Source organism: Acinetobacter proteolyticus (assembly GCF_000367945.1).
Lineage (GTDB): Bacteria > Pseudomonadota > Gammaproteobacteria > Pseudomonadales > Moraxellaceae > Acinetobacter > Acinetobacter proteolyticus.
Window position 1 is genome coordinate 762,580 of sequence record NZ_KB849179.1, and the last position, 23,767, is coordinate 786,346.

Genomic DNA, 23,767 nt, shown 5'->3' on the forward strand with positions numbered 1-23,767 from the left:
GCTAGCTGAATTGACGAACAAAAAAACAGGCTCACAAGAGCCTGTTTTCATCGCAGTTAAAAGATCGATTTAACGTGTTGGTAAGACGTCTTTCAATGCTTCATGCATTTCGAGTAATGCTTTTTCAGTAGTTTCCCAATCAATACAGCCATCAGTTACTGATTTACCGTATTCAAGATCACATAGGTTTTCAGGAATATCCTGACGACCACCTTTTAAGTGACTCTCCACCATGATTCCAACAATTGATTTGTTACCATCAAGGATTTGTTCCGTGATGTTTTTCAACACCAAAGGTTGTAAGTACGGGTCTTTGTTTGAGTTGGCATGGCTGGTATCAATCATGATCTTGTTGCTGACTTTCGCTTTTGCCAAAGCTGCTTCAGCTTCTGCAACTGAAGTTGCATCATAGTTAGGCTTGCCATTACCACCACGTAATACCACGTGTGCATAAGGGTTACCTTTGGTATTGATAATCGCAACTTGACCATTTTCATTCAGGCCTAAGAAGCTGTGACCATGTTTAACAGATTGCATGGCATTGGTTGCAACGGTTAAGCCACCATCTGTACCGTTTTTGAAGCCAACAGGAGATGATAAGCCTGATGACATTTCACGGTGAGTTTGGCTTTCTGTGGTACGTGCACCAATTGCAGACCATGAAATCAAGTCTTGATAGTATTGTGGTGAGTTTGGATCAAGTGCTTCAGTCGCACATGGCAAACCTTTTTCATTCAAATCAATTAATAATCCACGACCGATATGTAAGCCTTTTTCAATATTGAAAGAGTCGTTCATGTCAGGGTCGTTGATTAAACCTTTCCAACCAACTGTGGTACGTGGTTTTTCAAAATAAACACGCATCACAAGATATAAGGTGTCTTTTACTTTTTCGCTGAGAACTTTGAGGCGGTCAGCATATTCATGTGCAGCTTTAGGATCGTGAATCGAACAAGGGCCAATCACGACAAACAAGCGTTTGTCATTGCCATCTAAAATGTTGCGTACAGTTGCACGCCCTTGTAACACAGTTTGAGAAGCAGCATCAGATAAAGGGAGGTCAGCTTTCAGTTCTGCTGGGGTAATCAAAGTTTGAATGCTTTTAATATTAACGTCGTCGATATCTGGCTGAGAAACTGGATTTGACTGTAGAGTATTCATTGCTGTCACAAATTCAATCGAAAGAAAAGGTTATTTTGTCTACGAATATAGCATGAAATGCCGATTGATTAACTAGCTAAAAGCATAATTTATGTAGAAATAATCGGCATTACAACGCTTAAACAGTTGTTGTTACATGCTTTGTTTGCTGAACCACAATCGCTTGATGTGTTTCAACAGACTTTGGTTTCGCCTTAATTGGGTTCACCATAAAGTTCACACCTAGAGCGAAAAGGGTAATGCCTAGAATTTTACGGATGAGTCGTTCTGGCATACGTGAGCTGATGAGTGTACCGACAATAATTGCAGGAATTGAACCGATCAATAACCACATTAACAGCGTAAAGTCGACGTTACCTGAAGACATATGGCTTAGACCAGCAACTGCTGTAAGCAATACTGCATGTACCACATCTGAACCAATGATACGGATCATAGGAAGGTTGGGGAACATAAGCACTAAGGCCATGATACCGAAAGCACCAGCACCCACAGAAGACAAGGTTACAAAGATACCGAGTACAATGCCCATAATCACAATGTAATGGCGTTTGTGTTGCAATGCATGCTGCTCGCTTTCCATATTGGCTTGTTCGCGGTTACGGAAACGGTCAAAGAACTTTTCAATTTGTGCTCGGAAAACAATTGAAATACCCGTCAACGTCAACATAAAGCCCAAGACCATAGTCAGAACAGCTTTATAATGCGTTGATTGACTGAGATAATGTTCAAGTACCCAAGAGGTTGCAAAAGAAGCTGGAATACTGCCTAAAGCGAGCCAGAGTACAATTGGCCAGACAATATTCAGTTTTTTTGCATGAACGACTGAACCACAGAATTTAGAGATTGAGGCATAAAGTAGATCAGTACCAATAGCAATATGCGGTTCGATCTTAAAAAGGCTAATCAGGATTGGAGTCATTAATGAACCGCCACCCACTCCTGTAATACCGACACAGAAGCCAACCAATACCCCAGCCATAATAAATTCTATAGGACCAAACATCGACAATATGCCTAATTATGCAAAAATCAGCATATCTTATGCTTTTTTTAGATAACTCGTTGTGATGAATAATGATTTGCTTATGCAAAAAAAAGCTAAAGAAAGGCGAATTTACCGCTTTTTAGATCAACTTTTATTCAGGTTGGCTTGCTTTATGAACTGTGATTGGTTTATTTTGAGATTTATACACGGATTGTATGTTTGATCATTTCGCCTTATGTCTATTTTCATTCGAAGCCTTATTTCATTGCTGATTGCTATGTGTTTTATCACCAATAGCTATGCAATGACTGTGTCTATGAATGAATTGAGTCAACCTGCTGTAGCGCAAGTCATGACAAATCATGCTTCTATATCTGATTGTGGGATGTCTATGATGACTAAGCATGACCGTATGGAGAGTGGCAAAATAGATACATCGCATTGTCAAAAAAGTCTGTGCTGTGTCGCAGCAACTTTTGAACATCGCCATCATTCGATTGAACGAAGTATACAATCGCTTGAAACAGCAAGTTCAACTTATATAGATCAACTGACTATAGGCATTTATCAGTTACCTTATCGTCCTCCAAATCATGTCCCGTTTTTATAAATTCAAATTTCTTATTTTTATTTCAAGGACATGATTATGTTTAATATTAAAACCATTTTGCTTTCAACACTTTTATTGGCTACAACTGTACCGGCTTTTGCTGCAAGTGATTGCTGTAAAGAAAAAGAGGCCACCAATAAAAAAGAGTGCTGTGAAAAAAAGATGAAATGTTGTGATGACAAAGACAAAACTGCTTCTCAGGAAGACCATAGCCATCATGGGCATTAATTTCTAAGTAATAAAGCTATCCTTGGCAGAAGTCGAGGATAGCTGTTGAATCAACATCATTTTAGTTTTTTAGTCGGTTTAAGCTCATTCACAGATAACACCAATAAAAAGGTCACTGGTGTGGCGAAGATCCACCAGCTGATAAAGCCTATTGAACTGCCATAGGTGAAGCAGAGCAAACTACCTGCAATTAAGAAGCAGAGATAAGCTAAGACTCTCAGTTGGGTTTTATAGCGAATAAAAGCTTGTTGTTTAGTTTTGCTGATTTGCTTGGCGCTACATTTATATAGTAGTAGCATCCCGATTAAGGTCAATATAAGGCTCAATAAAATCATGCATTGACCTCTTGTTGCTTCGCTAACTTGGTTTTGATTTTTTGAACGGATTTTGTTTGAATTGGCTGAATATTTTTAAAAAGAAACACCGCAAATAAAGCACAGACCAGCAGGAACAAATCAATTCGTAAGAATATCCAATAGCTGTGTAAATCAGTGATTAACTGATGTTGAATCAAGTACACCAAATTATAGACAGGCAGAACCAAAGCAATTAATCCGAAGATGCAGACCTGTGATTTCCATAAATAATGTTTTTTTGTCAATAAAGCGATAATAAAGCTCAGCCCCCATACGCTGAAAAAGGTATAAATTTCATAGTTAGGGGTATTTTCTGTAATGTATACAAATCGATTAGCGAATAGATAGCCCAGCATAGCTATAGGGAGACCGACAAAGGCTGCAATATTTAAACGATCTACCAAATAATAGCCAAAATGAAATTGATTCGATTTATTTTGAATCTGACGTTTTAAGCTCCAGAGCAAGAGGCCAGACGCAATCATCAAACATCCCAGAATGCCTGAGCAAAAGAAAGCGAAGCGCAGTATCGGCTGTGCAAAAGTCGCCATATGTAGACCGTAAACACCCGCATTTAAAGTCGCAACAGCACTTTCATTTCGGGTATTAGCCAATACCTGACCTTGTCCATCAAAGGAGATTTGTGCCTGATTTAAGGTAATCGAATGATCTTCTAATTGCTTAAAGGTAATGAGAGCTTGGTCTGTATTGGGATTTTTAACCTCAATCGATGCTAAGGCTTGATCTCCCCATTGTTGTTTTACTTTTTCTAATAAGCTGCCAATCGGCAACATTTCCGCTTTTTTAGGTTCAGCTTGATGCGTTATGCTTTTTTCAGTGGTTCTGATCTCAGTAAAATATTGAAATGGATTCTCTGGATAGAGTTTCTGCATGCCCCAAGGCAAGTACAGATAGAAGAAAATCGCCAATCCTGTAAAAGTAATGGTCAGGAAAAAGGGCAAGGCCAGTACAGAGGAGATATTATGGAAGTCCAGCCATGAGCGTTGCGATTTAAAGGTTCTGAGGGTAAAAAAATCGGTAAAGATCTTCTTATGCGTAATAATCCCAGAGACCAAAGCAATCAGCATAATAAAGGCAGCGAGACAGGCAATCAGCCGTCCGATCATGATGGGAACACCATAGAGCTGAAAATGAAAGTTATAAAAGAAATCTCCACCTTGGGTCGCTGAGAGTTTAAGCTCTTGACCAGTATTGGCATCTAAACTACGGCTTTCATAGCCACCGCTGGCTTGTTGCCAGTACATTTTATTAATGGGTTCTTCATGATTGGCAATTTTGAGATACCAAGATTTGGCATCAGCCGCATTCTTGGCTAAATAGCCTGTTGCAGTGCGAATAGCGGTATCTTGATTGACTTGATATTGAGCCAATTGAGGTTGCATCCATAGATTAATTTGATGGCGATAGTAAGAGCTTGTTCCCATGAGGAAAATAGCAAATAAAAGCCAGCCAAAAATTAAACCTGTCCACGCATGCAACCATGCCATTGATTGGCGAACGCCTTTATTTTGCATTTTTAATTTAAACCCACAGATAAGCCAAACAATGTGCCTGTCAAAATCAGACTGGTTAAGCTAAGTTTCCATAGTGAATCTGTGCAAAAACACAGAATGATGAAGGTCAGATAAAAGAGAATTGAAATAAATGCTGCAAGATAGATTGCTTCTGCTTTGTCTAATATATGATTAAACCATAAAGCGAGATCGAGACTTAAATACATCATGCACATGTAGCCAAGAACAAAGCTCAGCATAAAGCGATAGAAAATGTTTAGTCGATAACTAAGTGAAATAGATGCAGATTTAGCCATAAAGGGTCTTGATACGCCAAAAGAGAGAAATAAATCACATATGTAAATGATTCTTGTTTATATTAATTCTTCACTCAATTTCAATCAATTCTCCATTCATCGTAAATCTAGATTGTATTTTGAATAGTAAATGTCATCTTAGATCAGAACTGATTTTCACCAATCATGAACAATTTGCATGGTTTAGGGTGATTCGATGTAAAATCATTCTGTTAGAATCTTTTAAACATTTCTGTGGGGCATGGGTCTTGTTAAAGCAAAAACTAAAAATTGGTATCGTGGTGGGGGAAGTTTCTGGAGATACTCTAGGCGTGAAACTCATGCGCAGTTTTCGCGAACAAGGCATTGATGTTGAATTTGAAGGGATTGGCGGCCCACAAATGATTGCGGAAGGTTTCCATAGCTATTATCCCATGGAAATCCTGTCGGTCATGGGAATTGTGGAAGTTCTCAAAGACCTGAAAAAATTATTTGCTGTGCGTGATGGTCTGGTCGAACGCTGGAGCGAGCATCCGGTTGATATATTTATTGGTATTGATGCGCCAGATTTTAATTTACGTTTGTCCAAAACCATTAAAGAAAAGAATTTACCGATAAAAACCGTGCAATACGTCAGTCCATCGGTATGGGCATGGCGTCAAGGCCGTGTACATGGCATTAAACGCAGTATTGATCTGGTCCTTTGTTTATTTCCATTTGAAAAAACCTTTTATGAAAATTATGAGGTTGCCGCTGCGTTCGTCGGGCATCCTTTGGCGAAACAATTACCGTTAAAAAATCCAATTACGGAAGCCAAACATCAACTGGGATTATCGGCACATAGCACCCACATTGCATTATTACCCGGTAGCCGCCGTGGTGAGATTGAACGATTACTGCCGCTATTGACGGGTGCTGCGGAAATCCTGCACCGGAAGCATCCTGAGCTCGAGTTTTTAATTCCTGCAATTAATGATGCGCGCAAGCATCAGATTGAACAGGGCATTCAAAATCTGGATGCGAGCCTGAAAGCTAAAATTCATGTGCTGGAAAATAGCGACGCAGAATCCAAGATTGGCCGTATGGTCATGAATGCCAGTGATATCGTGGCATTGGCTTCTGGTACGGCAACACTTGAAGCAATGCTATTGCACCGTCCAATGGTGACTTTTTATAAGTTAAATTGGCTGACCTATATCATTGCCAAATTCCTGGTCAAGATTCCCTATTATTCTTTGCCCAACATTATTGCCGGCAAAAAAGTGATTGAGGAGCTGATTCAGGCCGACGCAACACCTCAGCATTTAGCCACTGAAATTGAAAAATTAATGGATCATGAAACGGCGCATATCCAAATGATGCAACATTTGAGCATGCATAAACAGTTGATTTCGGGTAATACCGAAGATCCAGTTCAGGCGATTCTCAATTGTTTAAATGCAGGCTAAATAAAAAAGGTGGCGATTAAGCCACCTTTTTTATGCATATGCTTCAGGCACGAAGGATCAGTTCATAACCTGTATATTTACGGATATTGATCACACCAATATCAAATAATAAGTATTGACCTTTGATTCCTTGCAACACACCACGAATTTTTGGTGTTTTATCCAAATTCAGCGATTTAATCTTTTCAGGATAATGCTCAACTGGATAGATAAATTCACGTGGCGTTTCATCTTCCAAGAATTCCAAGCTTTCGTTAAATTCAAGGTTCTGATTGAATTCTTCACGGATGCTTTGAATTTTCGGAGCGAATTCTTCAAGAATTTGATCACGTTGCTCAAGCAGATTTAAAGGTTCAGCTTCACCTTTCAGCAATTTGCGCCAGTCGGTTTTATCTGCGATTTGTGTACCAATTAACGTTTCCAAATGCCCAGACAAACGACGTGAACCGACTTTCATAATGGGTAAAGCTTGCGTTGCCCCTTGATCTAACCAACGGGTCGGCATATTGACGATACGGGTAATCCCGATCTTTAAGGCACTTGAATTGGCCAAATACACAATATGTGGCTGGAAACAAACATCATGTGCGAACTGGTCTTCACGACAGGTTCCCAAGTGATAATGGCAGGTTTCAGGTTTCATGATACACAGGTCACATTCGGCCTTAGTTTTAAAACATTTAAAACAATGGCCCTGCGAATAAGACTTCGGTGTTTTTGCGCCACAAGAGGTACAAAAGATATTGCCAGTCCATTCGATCTCAATTTCTTGACCTAAAACAAAGGGAAGGTCAGTTTCTGAACGATCTAATATAAATTTATATTCAACATTTGCCTTGCTTGTTGATTGATCAGTTACACTATGCGTTTTAAGCGCTGCATGCATTTTATGACAAATGCCTTGTAGTTCCATTAATAAACTCTCATCTTTTCAATCAAGGGTTGCAGTTATGGCTGAACAAAATGTCATCACTTCTATGCTAGACGATTTATCTCAAGAACAGCCCATTCATACTGCACTTTGTATAGGTCAGCAGATTGACCAAAATGCTTCAATTCAATGGCATTATTTTAACGTAACTGACTTTTTAAGTCTGCCATTTACGCAGCGTTATGATTTAGGTTTTGTATTATTTGATACAGAAGAAATGCAAAATATCACCGAAACGCAAAAATCACAGCTGTTGGTGAAGTTACGTGACCTGATGGCCAAACGAATTGTCGTAATCAGTAAACTGGGCGATGAAAAATTATTGCGTTCGCTTGGCTTTACTCAATTGATTGACAAAACCTCACACGGCAGTGATTTTGCTTTATGGCAATTTAATATTTTGACTTATAAGCATGTACCTGACTGGTTTAACTCTAAGTTCTGGGCGAATCCGGAGAATTGGAATAAATTCCGCTGGTAAAATAATCAGGCTGGAAAGAGTTGCAAGTTCTTGCAAAATTTAACAATTTAACTTTGTTTTGTGCTTTCAAAGCAGCGTATGCTTTTTGCATAAATAATTCCAAAGGAAAGTTTAAGTCATGACTGATTTAACCAATATTGTTGAAATTTTAGCAAAGCAAGCTTTAGGCGGTCAGCAACAATCAGGCCAAGCGGGTGGTTTGGGTGGAATTTTAGGTTCTGTTTTAGGTCAACTTGGTGGGCAACAGCAAAATACCCAAAGCCAGCAAGGTGGCTTGGGTGGTATCTTGGGTTCAGTTTTAGGGCAATTGGGTGGTGGAAATACTTCAACCCAAAGTAATGCAACGGGTGGTAATACCGCACAAACTTTATTGATTGCAGTTTTACCATTGGTGTTAGCTTGGATTCAAAAACAAGGCGGTTTACAAGGTGCATTGGATAAACTAAAAAATGCGGGTTTATCGAATCAAGTGCAAAGCTGGGTAGATCCACAGCAACAAAATGCACAAGATGTGCCAGAGCAAAATATTCAAAGTTTATTTGATGACCAAGATGTAGAGCAAGTTGCGCAACAAACTCAAGCACCGAAACAAGCCATTTATGGTGCAATTGCTTCAGTTTTACCGCAAGTGATTGATTCTTTAACACCGCAAGGCAGTAGTACCAATCCACAAGAAGCCAACCAAGATATTCAGCAAGTGTTGAATTTGGTGAGTGGCTTCCTTAAAAAGTAAAAAATCCGATGCGAAAAAGCCTGTTCTCTTGAGCAGGCTTTTTTCTAAGTTATATATCTGCATGATTGCTATTCTGATAGCAATGATCTATTACATTGCTGCTTGGCCTTTTTCGCGCTAGATGTTGCTTTGTATACAGTACTTGGTTCAGGGAACAATTTGAGCAGTGAAATATAAAGCAGTGCTGCGAGTGTGATACTGATCGGTAAACTCAAATCAAGCCCATTGAATAAATGCCCCCAAATACCAATAAACTGATCTGGTAAATGCACAAAGCATAAACCGATAACTGCACTGGGTATCCATGCGATGATGCCACGCCAATTCCAGCCATGATGAAACCAGTAAGCGCCACCCTTTAGGCCATTTGCAAATACCTGTAAATCATCATTTTTATAGTAACCTTTGCGGGTGATAAATCCGATAATCATAATGATGATCCAAGGACTGGTACACACCACTATGAGAGTGGCAAAAGTCATGACGCTTTGAGTTAGATTTGCTGCAAAACGACCTAGAAAAATAAACAGGATGGACAATAGGCCAACCCAGATCGTGGCTTTAACACGTGTGAGGGATTTTGGAAAAAGACTCGACATGTCCAAACCCGTACCGTACAAGGCTGTAGTTCCAGTAGATAAACCACCAATCAGTGCAATTAAACACAATGGAATAAAGTACCAAGCTGGCGCAATTTGAATCAGTCCAGCGATGTAATTATTTTGTTCGATAAACACGGGAGCACTACGAGCAACTATGCTGGCGGTGACTAGACCAAACAGAAAGGGAATTAAAGTTGCAAGCTGTGAAGCAAATACGGCTGCCATGATTTTATGGGAGGCGGTTTCTTTAGGAATATAGCGCGACCAGCCACCTAGGAAAGTACCAAAGGAAATTGGATTACTGAATGCAATCAAGGCAGCACCTGTAAAAGCTGCCCAAAATCCAGCTTGTCCGAGTTGAATTTGTCCTGCGTAAGTTGAATCAAATTGCTTGAAAAAAGCAAACAGACCTAAAAAGAATAATAGACTTGATGCAATTACTGCCACTCGGTTCACCAGTAGCATAAAGCGAAAGCCATAGATACAAATTGTAAGCACCAATAAGGCAAAGCCACTATAGACCAATCCATATAGCCAGTTACTTTGATAAGAACTGTCAAATAGGCGTTGGGTTGCACCAATCAGTGCATCGCCAGAACTCCACACGGAGAGCGAAAAAAATGCGATGGCGGTAAGTAAGGATAAAAATGAGCCGACAACTCTGCCATGCACACCAAAATGTGCGCCAGAAGCCACGGCGTTGTTGGTTCCCGTACGTGCACCAAAAATTCCCATTGGCGCTAAGATACAGGCCCCCAAGATAACCCCACACAAGATTGCCCAGAATCCAGCTTGAAAAGAAAGGCCAAATACGATCGGAAAGCTGCCTAACACACAGGTCGAAAAGGTATTAGCGCCACCAAAACTTAAACGAAATAGATCAAAAGGGCTTGCTGTACGGGCATGTGCAGGTATTTCTTCGATACCATAACTTTCGATTGTTGTAATCTGTTTAGAACGATCTCTAGGCATAATGCGCTACTCTTAATATCCATTTATCAGATTCAGGTTTGCTTGTTTGCTTATCCATTAAGCGGCTTGTTTGGGGCTGACGTGCTTTTGTTCAGCCTGTTCCTAAGAAAGTTGCTTTTGTCTTAATCGGGTAATGCCACAAATGCCAATGAGGGACAGCAGCGAGAGAAAACTAAATAAGAACGCCAAAGGTAGCCATTGGCCTGCATAATGTTGAGCCAACAAAGTGCCAATGATGGGTGTGGTTCCACTGGTGATTGCCGCAATCATTTGATAGGAAATGGAAATTCCTGAATAACGGACATGTGCAGGAAAAGCTTCCGCCATAAAGCCAGCGACAACGGCATATAAAGAAGACAGCGCAATGACTGCAAGCGTAATCCCCAACACGATGTAATAGATATTTTGGGTACTCACCAGCATAAACATTGGATATGGAATGGCGATACAGAGGATTGCAGCCCAGAACAGAAAACGATGTGTCCCCACTTTACTGGCATACCAAGCTGCAATTGGCATGGCTAGAAATTCAAATAGGGTGACCCAAAACAAAGCATCTAAAATCGTGGGGCGGCTGATCCCCATATATTGAGTGACATAGCTAATCATGAAGGTATTGGTGAAAAAGAAACCCGCTGTTCCAATGGTAATCGCCAGTCCAGCAAAAACCACTTGGGGCCAATAGTTTTTAAGCAACTCTTTTACAGGGTATTTGGCTATTTCTTGTTTGGCTTGCATCTGTTTAAATTCAGGGGATTCTTCTACTCCTAGACGGATGGCTAGGCCAATGAGCATAAATACAAAGCTAAGTAAAAAGGGCACACGCCAGCCCCAACTCAGTAAGGCTTGTTCATCCAAAGACGTAATACCTTTAAATACCAAAAGGCACAGAATCAAACCTGCTGGGCTGCCCATTTGGGCAAAAGAGGCGAAAAAAGTTTTTTTATGGGCAGGAGCATGTTCACTGGCCATGAGTACTGCGCCACCCCATTCACCACCGACCGATAAGCCTTGCAAAAAGCGCAGTACAATCAGTAGAACAGGAGCCCAAATTCCGATATGTGCATAGCTGGGAATCAAGCCAATTCCAGTGGTGGCCAGTCCCATCAGCAGCATGGTAAATAGCAGCATTTTTTTGCGACCTAATTTATCGCCTAAATGTCCGAAAATAACGGCAGCAATCGGTCTGGCAATAAAACCGACAGCGAAGGTTGCAAATGCCGCTAATGTCCCTGTTACAGGATCGGTTTCAGGGAAAAATACCAAGCCGAGAACAAGAGCTGCAGCCGTGGCATAAACATAAAAGTCATAAAACTCGATTGTTGTTCCAACAAAGGCTGCGGCAGCAGCCCGTTTTGATTGATCTTTTTTCATTCCATCTCGACCTATTTTTATCCATGTGTTTTTCTTGTTTTATCGTGGGACGTTATTTACGTATTTTTACCCCAGGGAGGACGCATAACATTTCATATAGCAGATTCGCGCCAAGCAATGAGGTATTGCCTGTCGTGTCATAAGGCGGTGAGACTTCAACCAAATCACAGCCGATCAGATCTAGACCTTGGCAACCGCGCACAATTTCCATGGCTTGAATAGTGGTCAACCCGCCAATCTCTGGTGTTCCTGTACCTGGCGCCCAAGCAGGATCAATCCCATCGATATCAAAGGATAAATACACAGGCCCTCCAGCAACTTGTGCTCTTACTTCCTCCATTAAGGGAGCGAGTGATTTATGCCAGCACTCTTCGGCTTGAACGACCCGAAAGCCTTGTCGCCGACTCCAATTGAAGTCATCTGCACTATAGCCTTGAGCCCGTAAACCAATTTGTACAACGCGCTGACAATCAAGTAGTCCTTCTTCAGCAGCACGTCGAAAGGTAGTGCCATGTGCAACTTTTTCACCAAACATTTCATCATTGACGTCTGCATGTGCATCGATATGAACCAAACCAACAGGCCCATGTTTTTTATGGATCGCACGCAGGATTGGAAGGGTCAGCGTGTGATCACCACCAATCGTGAGCGGAATAATCGGATGAGCCAGTACGCGATCAAAATGTTCTTCGATAATGCGCACTGCTTCTGTCAAATTAAAGGTGTTGATCGGGACATCACCAATATCAGCCACATTGAGTGAATCAAAGGGTGCCGCGCCAGTTGCCATGTTATATGGGCGAATCATGACCGATTCGGCACGAATTTGCCGTGGGCCAAAACGCGTGCCTGAACGTAATGATGTGCCAATGTCTAAAGGAATCCCAATAAAAGCCGCATCCAATTCGGCCAAACCTGCATCATTATCGACAACTGGTAGTCGTAACATTGAGGCAATACCACCAAAACGAGGCATTTCATTGCCACCAAGTGGTTGATTTAAACGCTTGTTCATTTGCTTCTCCTTTTTCTTATTTATTGATCAGCTTGGAACAGGGTTAAATCCTATTTTTAAAAAACTTAGTTTTGATTTTTCTAAACTAAGATTTACAAGAATGTTTTAAGATGAAGTGAGTCAGAGGAAAGATTGAGATAAAAACCATGACACATATGGATATCAAGTTAGTTCGAATTTTTGTCAGTATTGTGAAGAATCAAGGTTTTGCAAATGCTCAACAAGAGCTCAATCTATCAACTTCGGCCATCAGTACGTATATGACGCAATTAGAGCATATGGTCGGTTTTAAGTTATGTGAACGTGGACGTGGTGGTTTTTCTCTAACTCAAAAAGGAGAAATGTTTTTTCAGGAAGCCAAGCGCATACTGAATGAGTTAGAAAATTTTTCCAGACATACTGCTCAGATTAAAGGCGAACTGACGGGCACCATTAAAATAGGGATGTTGGATTCCATGGTGACAGATCGAAATATCCCTTTAGATCAAATCATTCAGCAGTTTTCAGAACAAAATCCAAATGTTTATATTAAATTGCAGGTACAGTCTCCCTATGAGTTGCAGATGGGGATTTTGGAAAATCGTTTTGATGTTGCGATTGGATCTTTTTTTCTGAAAATGAATGGGGTGATGTATCAAGCTTTACACAAAAAACAGCAGTGGTTATTTTGTAGTGACACGCATCCCTTATATGGGCAGCAAGGTCTAACCTCGGAAATCATTCGACGTGAAAGAATGGTCAGTCGTGGTTATTGGAGCCATACAGAATTGGCAAAGCAGGGATTTAAACATTCTTTTGCGACGGTCGATTCGATGGAAGCACAATTGGTACTTATTTTATCTGGGCAATACATTGGTTATTTGCCTGAGCATTTTGCCCAATATTGGGTAGAACAACAGCGCTTAAAAGTACTACTTCCTGCAACATTTGGTTATGCCGCGCCATTTTCGCTTATTTTTAGGCGAGGTAGAACCAAAGATCCTGTTATTCAGAGTTTCCGTAAGATTATTAAAGGCTTTTTTTGATGAGAGCTTCTGAGTTAGGAAATATCGATGTATTGTGAGTGCAATGCAAAAAGAAAAAGGGCAGATCAAGATCGCCCTTTTTCTTATAAGATGGGAGGTAACTTCAAATTAGAAGTTATATTCCATACCTAAACCGATGGTTGTTTTCTTATCATCTTTCACTAACCAATCACGTTTTTGTTGACCTACAACACCGTAGAAACGTGTTTGTTTGTTGATTTGATAATCAGCACCTACACCATAAAGATCTTGTTTACGATCATCACGACCATTCACTTCAGTTGTAGAAGAGATATATTCTGCTTTTAACTTCACTGGAGTAGATGGGATTACGTATGCAGCTGTTACGCCATACGCGTCTTCTTGCAAGCCTTTATAAGAAGTGACAACCGCAGGAGTACCACTTGTTACTGCAACAGTATCATCTGTTGGTTGAGTGGTTTGCCATAATGCACCAAATACTAGGCCATCAACACCAGCAGGCGTTAAGTCTAAAGAACCTGTTACGCGGATTGCATCAGAGTAAATGTTTCCACCTAATTCGCTGTTATAAGCATTATATTTAGATGCAACACCAAAGTTACCTGCAACTGCAGCAGCTAAACCGAAGTCTTTATTTTCATAAGTAAGAGAGGTTGAAACACCGTCACCAAAACTGTCACGGCTGCCTTTTTGACCTTTTGCATTATTCGATACAGTAGATGATTCTTCACCTTGTTGGAACATGATGTTGAATGCTAGGCCACCAAGTAATTTTTTATCAGTTTCAAAACCGATCACGTTCTTTAAACGATCTTCACCAGCCAAAACAGCGGTCATATCCAGTTCGTTGTGATCGTTGAAAATATCTTGGTTGTTACCCGCAGCAGTTTTAAAGTAAGAGTCATATTGACCAACTTTTAAGGTACCGATACCATCAGATTTAATACCTACGTAACGGTTACGGTTACTGAATACATCACCGTCACCATCTGCACTAATTTGCCATTCAATCAAGTAAACTGCAGAAAGGTTGTCAGTCAGTTTTTCTTCGCCTTTCACACCAATACGAGAAGCGTTAGAGTTTACTTTTGTTACGCTTTCATCTTTAAAGCCATTTTTGTCGATTTGATCTAAAGTCACATTGAGCTTACCATACAATGTTGGTGCTGCTTGTGCTGCATTCATGGCTAAAGTTGCTACAGTAGCAGCAAGAAGCAATTTTTTCATTGAGATTTCTCCAAAACACTTTTTGTAAATGGCTGATGCCTTAGTTACTGTTATAAGCTTGCTTGTGTACATAAAGTTACACAGCTCACTGACTTGTATGCAGTATCGGTAAACTTTGTGACAGAGAAGTGAAAGAAAAATGACAGTTTGATGACGATTCATATTTAGTAATAATTATATTTCTTTTTATTTTTTATATAATTAGAAAATAAAAAAACGGAGTAATAACTCCGTTTTTATAAAAATCAGAACTTAAAGTGCAGCTTTGATTTTTTCAGCTAACACAGCAATTTTTTCTTGATCACCCATTTTTGCCGCATGACGACCAAGTTCATGCACTGAACTCGGGATCAGATGGAAATGCACATGAGGGACGGTTTGTCCCGCCGCTGCACCTGAAAGCTGCATAAGGACGATACCTTTTGCATCCAATGCTGTTTCCATTGCCTTTGCGATTTTCTGTACGATTTGGATCGTATATGCAGCTGCATCAGCAGGGAGATCCAACAAGGTAACTGCTGGTGTCTTTGGAATCACTAAAGCATGACCATCTGCTTGGGGCATGATATCCATAAAGGCGAGAACCTGATCATCTTCATAGATTTTGATCGCAGGTAATTCACCACGAAGGATTCGTGCAAAAATATTTTGGTCATCGTATGCCATGATTCATCCTTTAGATAGGCCTATCTCAATAATAGAAGTCACTCTCTGTGATGAGAGAGTGAAGTGGGGTGTTTGAAACACTATATATGGCTGCTTATTTGCAGTTAAGCTCTTTTTGGCGAGCTTTGATTTCATCAAGACGTTGTTGTTCTTTATCAGAAAACTTTGGCTTAGTGGTATGGCAATTTTCGTTACCAAACTTCGCTTTAGCATCAGCGTCTTTAAAACAGAATCCTTTAGATGCATAGATCAGGTTATAATCATCCTGTAACTTTTTACATTCTTGTTCTGGTGTTGCAGCTTGTACACTAAAACCTGTTAGGGTAAGTAAGCCAGCAAAAACCGCAACCATTAACTTATTCATGAGGTGTTCCTCTAATCAAAAAAGTATAAATCAATGCTGTATGAAGTAGATTCATATGGCGCTTGATCGCTACGTATATACCAATATAAGGTTTATTAATGAAATTTCAATGAAACTGTATGGTACGAGTGTAATTTTACTTCATAATTTATCCTTATAATATGGAAAAGCCTTATATATCAAGAACTTTATTATAATTTCATATAAAACAATTGATTATAATGATTTTTATTGTGCATTATATGGTTTGTTTGTACGATATTTCTCTCTTTTTAAAGGTTTATTTATCCATTCATTGCTGCCATATGAGTTTTAACAAATTGAAATTTAAATGCTGTTAGGAGTTTTATTTTGTTCAATTACATAATAAATGAATATGTATGAAACTCGGTCAAATACATCTAATATGAGCCCATTTGAAGGATCTCAATCTCTTCTAAAAAACAATGAAACATATGCTTTAAATGCATCCGAATACGAACAACAGTAAAATTCATTGCAGAAGACCCGAAATCGAGGGGTTATTTTAGATCGAGATTATCAACAAAAAATTACCCAGCAAACTCATATGCCTTTAGAGTAAAAAATAATCAGCTTAAATTGTCTGTTCCTGATGGAGAATGAGTTCAGTTCGATTAACTACTCATCGAAAGGTGGGATTTTTCAGTTTTATCGCTTAAATTTCTATATGAACATTGTTTTATCATTTTGGCTATATTTTATATTCTCGCGCTGATAGCCAAGTTCAGCAAGAAGAAATAAGCTTTTGTCGATAAGATGTTGTGATACATTATAATGCCTTATTGTGTAGCTGATCTTTAAAATTTAATCAAAATAAGCATAATTTTGTTGATTTGCGTCACACTTTTATCTATATTTGCCTTGTTGTTCGATAATAACTAAACAACAATAACCTTCATTCAGCGCAAAAGAATTAAGGGGAAGCCCACTCTGGAGAGAGTGGGCTTTTTAATTGTATATAACCCTGAATTTACTATGCAGCTTAAAGTATGGAAAGTGGAGCTAGATGGGAGAGTCTGTTGCCTCAAATTGAATGATAAAGCAAAATTATTAAGGATTACAAAATAAAAGCCCATAGTTTTGGCTCTTAGTAAAGACTTCATTGTGACCATGATTCTTTTATCCTACTCAGCTTCAAAGGAAACTGTGAGGAGGCGTCCTTCGTTTTTTAGGCTTCCCAAGGCGTTACCTTTGTGGAAGCAGACCCATTTAAAACTGCTCCAACGGCAGGAACCCTGTGAAGTACGAATTTATCCATCGGAAAGTCCTTGCTCCCGCAAGAATAATTTTAGTTAGTATGTTGGCTGAAAGCAATTTAATGAAGATTGATTAGTAGGCTATGAGTAGTGTTGACTAAAGAGACATTGTGATTATTCAGAGTATTGTTAGATTCAATACGTTTAAATCGATTGGTTAGAGATGATGTAATGCAAATGTTGAGCGTTAAGGATTGTCAGTGCTTTGATGTATTTAGCGTTAATATGCGGTTTTCAATCTTTATAAATGATATTGTGGATTTATTTGGTTGGATCGAATGATGTGAAAATGGTAAGTGAGAAATCATGAAGACTATCTTGGATTATTTCCGCAAGCTCATTGATGTTAGGCACTCTCAAAAATGGAACCATGCTAAAGATAAGCAAATGAATGTTGCAACTGCTTATGATACCGGCGATATGTTAGGTGCAGCCTTTGATTTTGAAATGTCTATAAGTGCTCATGGTATCAATCTAATTACAAGCTTTGAGGATTTAAAACTAAACGCTTACGATGATGGTACAGGCATATGGACTATTGGCTTTGGTACTACAGTTTATCCAAATAAGGCTAGGGTTAAAAAAGGTGAACGTTGTACTTTAGAACAAGCAAAGTCTTTTTTCCAATATGATTTAAGGCGCTTCGAGAAAACTGTTAATGAAGCTGTAAGGGTTCCAATTTCACAAAATCAGTTCGATGCTCTAGTTTCATTAGCATATAATATCGGCAGCAATGCTTTTAAAAATTCGACACTGCTAAAGTATTTGAATGCACTAGCTTTCCAAGATGCTGCAGATCAGTTTCTGGTATGGAATAAAGGTGGTGGCAAAGTTTTAAAAGGATTAATTCATCGTCGCCAAGTTGAAAGATCCTTATTTCTGAAAAAATAGTATAAAAAAGCCCTCAGCTGAGGGCTTTATAAAATTAAAAATTAGGGTGTAGTCACTTTCATCAATACCACACCGAATACGATGGATGCTGCAGCTAAAAGACGTAAAAATCCCATAGGTTCATGCAGAAAGAATATCCCGATTAGGAATGCACCAACAGCCCCGATACCTACCCAAATTGTATAAGCAGTGCCTAAAGGCAGTGTTTTCATTGCAACAGCTAACAAACCGAAGCTTAAAATCATAAAAACAATAGTAATGATGCTAGGCGTAAGCTTGGTAAAACCGTCGGACATTTTCATAGAATATGCCCATACAATTTCAAAAATACCAGCTAATAGAAGATAAGCCCAAGCCATTTCGACACCTCATTTTATTAATATTTAGGTCGTCCTAAAGCTTGAAAATTTGAATATAAAGAGGTCGTCCTCTTCAAGAAACATCTAAACACTTTAAGCTGATCACTTCAATTTATTTTTGTTAAATTTTATTCCAATTGGTAAAAAGGCATCCCAAATAGATACCTTTTTAGCGCATTTCTATGAAAAATTTTAATTATTCAAGAAACATATGCTTGGACATTATATTCTGGTTCACCAGCTAAAACAGAAACGAATTTCTCGACGGTTTCAGCTGTTAGCAAATAAGGATTAAACTCTTCTAAATGGTACTTCATGAAAAATTCTGAAATGTTCTGATTGATAGGTGAAAACTTCATAGACCATTGCGAGAAAAATTTGTTCTCACATTCGGTATAATAGAGAATTTCACAATTGATGTGGCGTTCATCTTTGACAATCTTGTTATAAAATAAATTGTCAACCACACTCTTTTGACCTTCTAGACATTGTACAAAATAGCCATGGCCATAATATAAAACGCCTGTAATATCATTGCGATAATTAAAGTCTACAGCTTCATCGAGGATTTTAATCAAATCTGTTTTTAAGTTGGAGTCAATATTCTTAATTTTGCTTACGTATAAAAGCCTTACAGACTTCATTAGATATGCTCATTTTGAAGGTTGAATCCCTGTTATATAGAAAAAACAATGCCTTGTATACTTAAGTCTGTAAAGAGAAAAGTAGTTTTTATACTTTTATTTTATCTATAAATTTTTATAGAGCTTTTAGGGATTATTATAATTGGAGTAGGGCTATATATATGGAATTATTGAAAAATTGTGATTTTTATCACAACTTTATGAAGAGTAAATTAAATTTAGAATAAACTTTAAAATAAATCAAATTGTTGATTTTTATTGAAAAATATTAATACCAATATTTTTGGTTACAACCATTTTGTCGACAAGACTGGATCTAGTTTGCCATATTGCGTTTGCGAAACTTAGCAAAGGTATTTGTCTATGGTGTCATTTCTGTTTATTGGTTTGATTATTACGATCTTGCTAACACCAGGTCCAACGAATACATTATTGGCTTCATCTGGAATCCAGACAGGTATTAAACGTTCATTGAAATTGATCCCTGCGGAGGTGATTGGTTATTTCATTGCCATTACAACATGGGGCTTTTTACTTGAGTCTGTTTCACACTATGTGCCTTGGTTGCCACCGTTAATCAAACTACTGAGTGCCACTTTTATTATCTATTTGGCAATTAAATTGTGGATTACTTCTACAAAAGAACTTGATTTGAGCCAACCTTTGATCACATCTAAGGCTTTATTTGTTGCGACTTTACTGAATCCTAAAGCTTTATTATTCGCTTCAGCCATTTTTCCACACACTGCTTGGCTCAACCCACATGAATATATTGTTCATATGGGAACATTCTTAGCATTGATTACCCCAATTGCTTTTTTATGGATTGCATTTGGATCTATTCTAATTTCCAACAAAATTTCTTGGCTGAATCAACGCAACCTACAACGTTCAGCAGCATTTGTTTTAACTTTCTTTGCGATGCCTCTGGCTTATTCAGCGATTTCATCGTTCTAAATTTTGTTTTGCTGTTGTATTTAAAATTTAAAAATTGGAGTTTTTAATGAACACTATAAAAATTAAAGTAAAGGATCAATTTGAGTCCGAGAAGATCGCCACAGCCAAAGTAAAAGCTGTTAATGATCAAGAAATTCCCTTCTTTAAACGAATTGAACATATCGAAGTAGAGGGGGAGATTCTTCTACCTAATATAGATTTACTTTTTGAAAACCCTAAAGATGGCAGTATTTACCGGTATGTCGGGGCGGCGTAGATTCATCTACCATAGATTGAAGACATTGACCCACGCTTAGACGTGGGTTTTTATTCTTTCTTTTGACAACAGAAAAACGCTAGTTGACCCATTTATCTGTTTTTACTGACTAATTTAATAAAAAATGTATACTGAATGTTCTATTATAAAAAGGATTAGTATATGAAAAAGATAATTTTAGGGACCTTTATTAATGTAATGATTACGGGGAGTAGCTTTGCTGCTTGTACTTATGATTTAGATGCCACACAGGCCCAGCTATCACAAATTGATTCAACCATGACTAGGTTTCCAAACATACTAGGTGCAAAAGCAAGTTTTAATGTAGAGGCAAGTAGCAGTGTGAAATCCTATATGGCCATGAGTAATGCTTTCGCGAATAATAAAATTAGTTATCCAAATCTTGCTTTTCAAGATGTGCCTGGAGATAAGGTAATTTTTGCTGGTGGTACAGTTGCTTTTGAAATCAAGTTAAAAATTCCAACTTATGTTCTACCCGCAGGTGAAACAATAACTTTTTTCCCAATTCAGATTGCTGCAACAAATGGTAATCAGAATGCCTTTAATATCGCTTTAATTCATGTGAATGGTCAGGGCACAAATACAAATAATAATATACTGCTTTTGATTAATGGTGGTACGCAGTCATCTGGTGTATTGACCTTAAAACCTGAAAATACTGCTGATGGTTATCAGACTCTAGGTTTTTATGTGAATCAAAATAGTAAACAGATCGGATATGTTTTTAATGGTGTAAACAAAGGCTATGTGTCTGGCTATGACAATAGTGGTTTGGCTTTATCATTTATAGCTGGTGGAGGTACTGGAGCTATAGCGACATCGGCTTCAGTTGTTGGACAAAACTTATCCGTAGAGTTTATTACTGATCACACAAAACTTTCAAATATCTACCCCACAGGAACAAAAGATATCTGTGGAACAACACTTTAAAGAGGCCTCCTTCGGGAGGTCAATTGACTATTCTAGAAGGCCTTAAAATTGAAGAAGCTTATATAATAATCAAATATAATTCGGATTAATAACTTTATATGAGTAAATAACCTTATGTTGAATATTGGTTAGTAGAGTGAGAGAATCGCGGAACAATAAATAAATGATTGGATTAAATTAATCAGTCAAACGAAATTTTGCTTTGCATGCGGGAAGGGAATTGATAGTCGAGCTGAGATCTGTCAGAAATGTGGGGTTAGACAACAAACAATCACTATAGGTAAAAAGTAGAGTTGCAGTAGCTTTACTTGCATTCTTTTTAGGTGGCTTTGGTGTGCACAAATTCTATATTTATCTATGCTCAGGTGATGTAGAATTTGCAAAAAATATGGATAATTTAGATCAAAACTATAGAGTAAGTTATCATTTTTATTCAAACTTTATTTCAAAATATACAATAGAGCTGGATTCTTAAACGGATTAATTAAAAGATTTATTTGTAAGAAAGCTCCAAAGAAAGCGTTGTTTGTTTAACTCAATCTTACACTTCTTACTTTTTATAACTTAATGTTCCTGTTTCATATCACTTTTTATGCATAGCTTGGTAGTTAACCAGTCTTGAGTTGGTAAGGAGAATGACATGAATACAATTAATTTCTCTGAATGCACAAAAACATGTATTTTCTGTTCTTTAACGTGTTCAACTTGTGCAAATCTATGTCTTAAAGAAATCGATGTGGAGATGATGCGTGAATGTATTCAAAGATGTATAGCATGTGCTGAAATTTGTGATCTTTGTGCGCGATCAAATCAAAGGGAATCATTTTTTTTAGTCGATATATGTACACTTTGTGCCCGAGTTTGTGATCACTGTGCTGAAGAGTGTAGAAAACATAACAATCAGCATTGTCTCCAATGCGCCGAAGCATGTCGTCAATGTGCAATTGAATGCCGAAAAATGGCGGCTTAAAGCATAAAGTAAGATTGTTGACTAAGGTTAAGCACTGATTCGAAGGGTAAGGAGTATCGGTATGTGGATTCTAATACTTACCCTAATCATTGGCTTGTTGATCTTGTTATTTGCTCGGAAATTTCAAAATACAAATCATCTGTCATCTTTCGTATCTGAAAATGAATCATTTGTTGATAATGTTCTATATACCTTTGAAATCGTTGCTGTCAGATCATTTCAGCAAAACTTAAAGCAGATAGTAGATTCACAAGCTAAAGAAAATTTAATAGAAGTGACCGCAAATCTGATATCAGAGCCATCAAATAAGTTTGATAAGAATGCGATTAAGGTCCAAATAAACGGTTTAAATGTTGGCTATTTGAGTAGAAATGATGCTCAGCAATTTGCTGAAATTTCAATGGATAAGAAAGTAGCCGCTGTGATTAATGAGGAGGACGGTGTTTATTCAGTAAAGCTTGCTATACAAAATTTAGAAGACTTAAAAGATTGATGTGGGCGTTTATTTAGCAGCCTCTAATGAATGACTTTATTTTAACCGTTTGGTAAATTATTTATACTAATAACAAATGGCTTAACAAAATGAAATACTTAATACTAGGTATAATTTCAGTTCTAATATCAACAACTACCCTTGGTAGGGAAACAAAGTCAATGCGCACATCCTATGAGCTGATTAACGTGGGAGATAGTGAAAGTGATTTGCTTAGAAAAATGGGCAACACGTCTGCAAGATATTTTATACATAAAGAAGGTCGGCGCTTATGTGAGGCTGCAGAATATGTCTATGAGATTGATATGCAGATATACACCGTCTGGGTCTGTAATGGGATGATTTTTAAAATTGATGTGAATAATAAATAATTCAGATCAATAATCGAATTAAGCTTTAATCATGAGGGGATAGCTATCTCAACTCGAATGAATGTAGTAGAGGCATTGATTGTGGTCGATGTGCAAAATGCTTTTGTATCAGGTACAAAAGCTATACCTGATTATAAACAACTCACTTCATCGATCAGTATTTTACTCTATAAAGCTCGTCTGGCTAATGTACTTGTAATCTTCCTGCAAAATGATGGAGAGATGGGTGCTTTAGATGAGCCATATCAAAGTGGTTGGGAGCTTTTTTTCCAGCCACAACCGAATGAGTATGTCATAAGAAAAAATCAAGATAATGGTTTTAGTGCAACCCTACTTCAACAGATATTGGACAATCATGAGATCAAGTCTTTCGCAATATGTGGTGTTCTATCCGAAATGTGTGTTGCAGCAACTGTACGTGCCGCATTAGAGCTTGGTTATGACGTATTGTTACCACATGACGCCCATGCAACATATGACGTGCCAGCAGGGCCAGGATCGCATGGTGTAGCTGCTGCGATGGCAGCCAGAGCAGCAGAGTGGTCGCTTGGTGATGAAATTAGGATTTGTGCCTCAGTGAATGAGGTTGTTTTTAAGAGAATATGATATATAAAATTTATAAATA

At 38.3% G+C, this 23,767-nt stretch carries 28 protein-coding genes and 1 pseudogene; 15 read left to right on the forward strand and 14 right to left on the reverse strand.

Annotated elements, in window-relative coordinates; translation table 11 throughout:
* Window positions 1-69: 69 nt before the first annotated feature.
* Window positions 70-1,161: a 3-deoxy-7-phosphoheptulonate synthase gene (locus F993_RS13305; protein WP_004653380.1), complete on the reverse strand. Its 1,092-nt coding sequence runs from the start codon at window positions 1,159-1,161 to the stop codon at window positions 70-72.
* A 118-nt stretch (window positions 1,162-1,279) separates the two neighbouring features.
* Window positions 1,280-2,167, reverse strand: coding sequence for a sulfite exporter TauE/SafE family protein (locus tag F993_RS13300; protein WP_004653381.1), 888 nt, complete (start codon window positions 2,165-2,167; stop codon window positions 1,280-1,282).
* Window positions 2,168-2,384: 217 nt separating this feature from the next.
* Between F993_RS13300 and F993_RS20850 the strand changes: the two genes are divergently transcribed.
* Together F993_RS20850 and F993_RS13290 are read left to right on the forward strand one after the other, a co-directional pair.
* Window positions 2,385-2,759, forward strand: coding sequence for a hypothetical protein (locus tag F993_RS20850; RefSeq protein ID WP_004653383.1), 375 nt, complete (start codon window positions 2,385-2,387; stop codon window positions 2,757-2,759).
* 36 nt (window positions 2,760-2,795) lie between these two features.
* Complete coding sequence (locus tag F993_RS13290; RefSeq protein ID WP_004653384.1) at window positions 2,796-2,987, forward strand: hypothetical protein; 192 nt, start codon at window positions 2,796-2,798, stop codon at window positions 2,985-2,987.
* Window positions 2,988-3,043: 56 nt separating this feature from the next.
* Here the strand turns inward: F993_RS13290 and F993_RS13285 are convergent, their stop codons facing one another.
* Genes F993_RS13285 through F993_RS13275 form a run of 3 tightly spaced genes read right to left on the reverse strand, consistent with a single transcriptional unit; the run spans window position 3,044 to window position 5,174 of the window.
* Window positions 3,044-3,322 carry a hypothetical protein gene (locus F993_RS13285; protein WP_004653385.1) on the reverse strand — a complete coding sequence of 93 codons (279 nt, stop codon included), beginning with the start codon at window positions 3,320-3,322 and terminating at the stop codon, window positions 3,044-3,046.
* Window positions 3,319-4,878, reverse strand: a complete 1,560-nt coding sequence (locus F993_RS13280) for a PepSY-associated TM helix domain-containing protein (RefSeq protein ID WP_032812438.1) — start codon at window positions 4,876-4,878, stop codon at window positions 3,319-3,321. The genes F993_RS13285 and F993_RS13280 overlap by 4 nt, the downstream gene beginning before the upstream one ends.
* A gap of 2 nt (window positions 4,879-4,880) precedes the next feature.
* Entirely contained in the window at window positions 4,881-5,174 is a 294-nt protein-coding gene (locus F993_RS13275) for a hypothetical protein (protein WP_004653387.1), read from the reverse strand.
* Between the two features lie 248 nt (window positions 5,175-5,422).
* On the opposite strand from F993_RS13275, the gene lpxB reads away from it, so the two are divergent.
* Entirely contained in the window at window positions 5,423-6,601 is a 1,179-nt protein-coding gene (gene lpxB, locus F993_RS13270) for a lipid-A-disaccharide synthase (protein WP_171066001.1), read from the forward strand.
* A 43-nt stretch (window positions 6,602-6,644) separates the two neighbouring features.
* On the opposite strand, the gene F993_RS13265 is transcribed toward lpxB, so the two are convergent.
* Entirely contained in the window at window positions 6,645-7,514 is an 870-nt protein-coding gene (locus F993_RS13265; RefSeq protein ID WP_004653389.1) for a DUF2797 domain-containing protein, read from the reverse strand.
* A gap of 37 nt (window positions 7,515-7,551) precedes the next feature.
* Here F993_RS13265 and F993_RS13260 point away from each other — a divergent pair, with 37 nt between their 5' ends.
* The gene (locus tag F993_RS13260; protein WP_004653390.1) at window positions 7,552-8,013 is read left to right on the forward strand and encodes a DUF6231 family protein; all 462 of its coding nucleotides are present in this window, start codon (window positions 7,552-7,554) and stop codon (window positions 8,011-8,013) included.
* Between the two features lie 118 nt (window positions 8,014-8,131).
* Entirely contained in the window at window positions 8,132-8,746 is a 615-nt protein-coding gene (locus tag F993_RS13255) for a YidB family protein (protein WP_004653391.1), read from the forward strand.
* A 68-nt stretch (window positions 8,747-8,814) separates the two neighbouring features.
* Here the strand turns inward: F993_RS13255 and F993_RS13250 are convergent, their stop codons facing one another.
* The 3 genes from F993_RS13250 to speB form a co-directional block, all read right to left on the reverse strand.
* Window positions 8,815-10,320, reverse strand: coding sequence for a purine-cytosine permease family protein (locus F993_RS13250; protein ID WP_004653392.1), 1,506 nt, complete (start codon window positions 10,318-10,320; stop codon window positions 8,815-8,817).
* A gap of 102 nt (window positions 10,321-10,422) precedes the next feature.
* Window positions 10,423-11,694 (reverse strand): MFS transporter, encoded by a 1,272-nt coding sequence (locus F993_RS13245; protein ID WP_004653393.1) that lies wholly within the window; start codon window positions 11,692-11,694, stop codon window positions 10,423-10,425.
* 52 nt (window positions 11,695-11,746) lie between these two features.
* Entirely contained in the window at window positions 11,747-12,709 is a 963-nt protein-coding gene (gene speB / locus F993_RS13240; RefSeq protein ID WP_004653394.1) for an agmatinase, read from the reverse strand.
* Window positions 12,710-12,855: 146 nt separating this feature from the next.
* On the opposite strand from speB, the gene F993_RS13235 reads away from it, so the two are divergent.
* Entirely contained in the window at window positions 12,856-13,734 is an 879-nt protein-coding gene (locus F993_RS13235; RefSeq protein WP_004653395.1) for a LysR family transcriptional regulator, read from the forward strand.
* Between the two features lie 108 nt (window positions 13,735-13,842).
* Here F993_RS13235 and F993_RS13230 read toward each other — a convergent pair whose 3' ends face one another.
* The 3 genes from F993_RS13230 to F993_RS13220 all read right to left on the reverse strand — a co-directional run bounded on the left by F993_RS13230 (window position 13,843) and on the right by F993_RS13220 (window position 15,973).
* Window positions 13,843-14,943, reverse strand: a complete 1,101-nt coding sequence (locus F993_RS13230) for a porin (protein WP_004653396.1) — start codon at window positions 14,941-14,943, stop codon at window positions 13,843-13,845.
* A gap of 252 nt (window positions 14,944-15,195) precedes the next feature.
* Window positions 15,196-15,609 (reverse strand): HIT family protein, encoded by a 414-nt coding sequence (locus tag F993_RS13225; protein WP_004653397.1) that lies wholly within the window; start codon window positions 15,607-15,609, stop codon window positions 15,196-15,198.
* A 94-nt stretch (window positions 15,610-15,703) separates the two neighbouring features.
* Entirely contained in the window at window positions 15,704-15,973 is a 270-nt protein-coding gene (locus F993_RS13220) for a YARHG domain-containing protein (RefSeq protein WP_004653398.1), read from the reverse strand.
* A 1,583-nt stretch (window positions 15,974-17,556) separates the two neighbouring features.
* Here F993_RS13220 and F993_RS13215 point away from each other — a divergent pair.
* Window positions 17,557-18,141, forward strand: a complete 585-nt coding sequence (locus F993_RS13215) for a lysozyme (RefSeq protein ID WP_004653399.1) — start codon at window positions 17,557-17,559, stop codon at window positions 18,139-18,141.
* 41 nt (window positions 18,142-18,182) lie between these two features.
* Here F993_RS13215 and F993_RS13210 read toward each other — a convergent pair whose 3' ends face one another.
* Together F993_RS13210 and F993_RS13205 are read right to left on the reverse strand one after the other, a co-directional pair.
* The gene (locus F993_RS13210; RefSeq protein WP_004653400.1) at window positions 18,183-18,500 is read right to left on the reverse strand and encodes a DMT family transporter; all 318 of its coding nucleotides are present in this window, start codon (window positions 18,498-18,500) and stop codon (window positions 18,183-18,185) included.
* A gap of 200 nt (window positions 18,501-18,700) precedes the next feature.
* Window positions 18,701-19,144 carry a BLUF domain-containing protein gene (locus F993_RS13205; RefSeq protein WP_004653401.1) on the reverse strand — a complete coding sequence of 148 codons (444 nt, stop codon included), beginning with the start codon at window positions 19,142-19,144 and terminating at the stop codon, window positions 18,701-18,703.
* Between the two features lie 363 nt (window positions 19,145-19,507).
* Between F993_RS13205 and F993_RS13200 the strand changes: the two genes are divergently transcribed.
* From F993_RS13200 to F993_RS13180, 8 genes and pseudogenes are all read left to right on the forward strand, one after another.
* Window positions 19,508-20,101: a LysE family translocator gene (locus F993_RS13200; protein WP_004653402.1), complete on the forward strand. Its 594-nt coding sequence runs from the start codon at window positions 19,508-19,510 to the stop codon at window positions 20,099-20,101.
* Between the two features lie 46 nt (window positions 20,102-20,147).
* Window positions 20,148-20,357: a hypothetical protein gene (locus F993_RS13195; RefSeq protein WP_004653403.1), complete on the forward strand. Its 210-nt coding sequence runs from the start codon at window positions 20,148-20,150 to the stop codon at window positions 20,355-20,357.
* Window positions 20,358-20,519: 162 nt separating this feature from the next.
* Complete coding sequence (locus tag F993_RS13190) at window positions 20,520-21,308, forward strand: DUF4882 family protein (protein ID WP_004653404.1); 789 nt, start codon at window positions 20,520-20,522, stop codon at window positions 21,306-21,308.
* Between the two features lie 313 nt (window positions 21,309-21,621).
* Window positions 21,622-21,783: pseudogene (locus F993_RS20695) on the forward strand (hypothetical protein); the annotation flags it as partial.
* A 165-nt stretch (window positions 21,784-21,948) separates the two neighbouring features.
* Window positions 21,949-22,278 (forward strand): four-helix bundle copper-binding protein, encoded by a 330-nt coding sequence (locus F993_RS20025; RefSeq protein ID WP_081401966.1) that lies wholly within the window; start codon window positions 21,949-21,951, stop codon window positions 22,276-22,278.
* A gap of 61 nt (window positions 22,279-22,339) precedes the next feature.
* The gene (locus tag F993_RS13185; RefSeq protein WP_004653405.1) at window positions 22,340-22,771 is read left to right on the forward strand and encodes a hypothetical protein; all 432 of its coding nucleotides are present in this window, start codon (window positions 22,340-22,342) and stop codon (window positions 22,769-22,771) included.
* A gap of 89 nt (window positions 22,772-22,860) precedes the next feature.
* Window positions 22,861-23,142: a hypothetical protein gene (locus F993_RS0119615; RefSeq protein WP_032812441.1), complete on the forward strand. Its 282-nt coding sequence runs from the start codon at window positions 22,861-22,863 to the stop codon at window positions 23,140-23,142.
* Between the two features lie 57 nt (window positions 23,143-23,199).
* Window positions 23,200-23,748, forward strand: coding sequence for an isochorismatase family protein (locus tag F993_RS13180; protein WP_004653407.1), 549 nt, complete (start codon window positions 23,200-23,202; stop codon window positions 23,746-23,748).
* The last annotated feature ends 19 nt before the right edge of the window (window positions 23,749-23,767 follow it).

Excerpts from the sequence above, each read along its gene's own strand:
- F993_RS13305 (WP_004653380.1), bottom strand. The coding sequence starts at position 1,161 with ATGAATACTCTACAGTCAAATCCAGTTTCTCAGCCAGATATCGACGAC.
- F993_RS13300 (WP_004653381.1), bottom strand. The coding sequence starts at position 2,167 with ATGTTTGGTCCTATAGAATTTATTATGGCTGGGGTATTGGTTGGCTTC.
- F993_RS20850 (WP_004653383.1), top strand. The coding sequence starts at position 2,385 with ATGTCTATTTTCATTCGAAGCCTTATTTCATTGCTGATTGCTATGTGT.
- F993_RS13290 (WP_004653384.1), top strand. The coding sequence starts at position 2,796 with ATGTTTAATATTAAAACCATTTTGCTTTCAACACTTTTATTGGCTACA.
- F993_RS13285 (WP_004653385.1), bottom strand. The coding sequence starts at position 3,322 with ATGATTTTATTGAGCCTTATATTGACCTTAATCGGGATGCTACTACTA.
- F993_RS13280 (WP_032812438.1), bottom strand. The coding sequence starts at position 4,878 with ATGCAAAATAAAGGCGTTCGCCAATCAATGGCATGGTTGCATGCGTGG.
- F993_RS13275 (WP_004653387.1), bottom strand. The coding sequence starts at position 5,174 with ATGGCTAAATCTGCATCTATTTCACTTAGTTATCGACTAAACATTTTC.
- F993_RS13265 (WP_004653389.1), bottom strand. The coding sequence starts at position 7,514 with ATGGAACTACAAGGCATTTGTCATAAAATGCATGCAGCGCTTAAAACG.
- F993_RS13260 (WP_004653390.1), top strand. The coding sequence starts at position 7,552 with ATGGCTGAACAAAATGTCATCACTTCTATGCTAGACGATTTATCTCAA.
- F993_RS13255 (WP_004653391.1), top strand. The coding sequence starts at position 8,132 with ATGACTGATTTAACCAATATTGTTGAAATTTTAGCAAAGCAAGCTTTA.
- F993_RS13250 (WP_004653392.1), bottom strand. The coding sequence starts at position 10,320 with ATGCCTAGAGATCGTTCTAAACAGATTACAACAATCGAAAGTTATGGT.
- F993_RS13245 (WP_004653393.1), bottom strand. The coding sequence starts at position 11,694 with ATGAAAAAAGATCAATCAAAACGGGCTGCTGCCGCAGCCTTTGTTGGA.
- speB (WP_004653394.1), bottom strand. The coding sequence starts at position 12,709 with ATGAACAAGCGTTTAAATCAACCACTTGGTGGCAATGAAATGCCTCGT.
- F993_RS13235 (WP_004653395.1), top strand. The coding sequence starts at position 12,856 with ATGACACATATGGATATCAAGTTAGTTCGAATTTTTGTCAGTATTGTG.
- F993_RS13230 (WP_004653396.1), bottom strand. The coding sequence starts at position 14,943 with ATGAAAAAATTGCTTCTTGCTGCTACTGTAGCAACTTTAGCCATGAAT.
- F993_RS13225 (WP_004653397.1), bottom strand. The coding sequence starts at position 15,609 with ATGGCATACGATGACCAAAATATTTTTGCACGAATCCTTCGTGGTGAA.
- F993_RS13220 (WP_004653398.1), bottom strand. The coding sequence starts at position 15,973 with ATGAATAAGTTAATGGTTGCGGTTTTTGCTGGCTTACTTACCCTAACA.
- F993_RS13215 (WP_004653399.1), top strand. The coding sequence starts at position 17,557 with ATGAAGACTATCTTGGATTATTTCCGCAAGCTCATTGATGTTAGGCAC.
- F993_RS13210 (WP_004653400.1), bottom strand. The coding sequence starts at position 18,500 with ATGGCTTGGGCTTATCTTCTATTAGCTGGTATTTTTGAAATTGTATGG.
- F993_RS13205 (WP_004653401.1), bottom strand. The coding sequence starts at position 19,144 with ATGAAGTCTGTAAGGCTTTTATACGTAAGCAAAATTAAGAATATTGAC.
- F993_RS13200 (WP_004653402.1), top strand. The coding sequence starts at position 19,508 with ATGGTGTCATTTCTGTTTATTGGTTTGATTATTACGATCTTGCTAACA.
- F993_RS13195 (WP_004653403.1), top strand. The coding sequence starts at position 20,148 with ATGAACACTATAAAAATTAAAGTAAAGGATCAATTTGAGTCCGAGAAG.
- F993_RS13190 (WP_004653404.1), top strand. The coding sequence starts at position 20,520 with ATGAAAAAGATAATTTTAGGGACCTTTATTAATGTAATGATTACGGGG.
- F993_RS20025 (WP_081401966.1), top strand. The coding sequence starts at position 21,949 with ATGAATACAATTAATTTCTCTGAATGCACAAAAACATGTATTTTCTGT.
- F993_RS13185 (WP_004653405.1), top strand. The coding sequence starts at position 22,340 with ATGTGGATTCTAATACTTACCCTAATCATTGGCTTGTTGATCTTGTTA.
- F993_RS0119615 (WP_032812441.1), top strand. The coding sequence starts at position 22,861 with ATGAAATACTTAATACTAGGTATAATTTCAGTTCTAATATCAACAACT.
- F993_RS13180 (WP_004653407.1), top strand. The coding sequence starts at position 23,200 with ATGAATGTAGTAGAGGCATTGATTGTGGTCGATGTGCAAAATGCTTTT.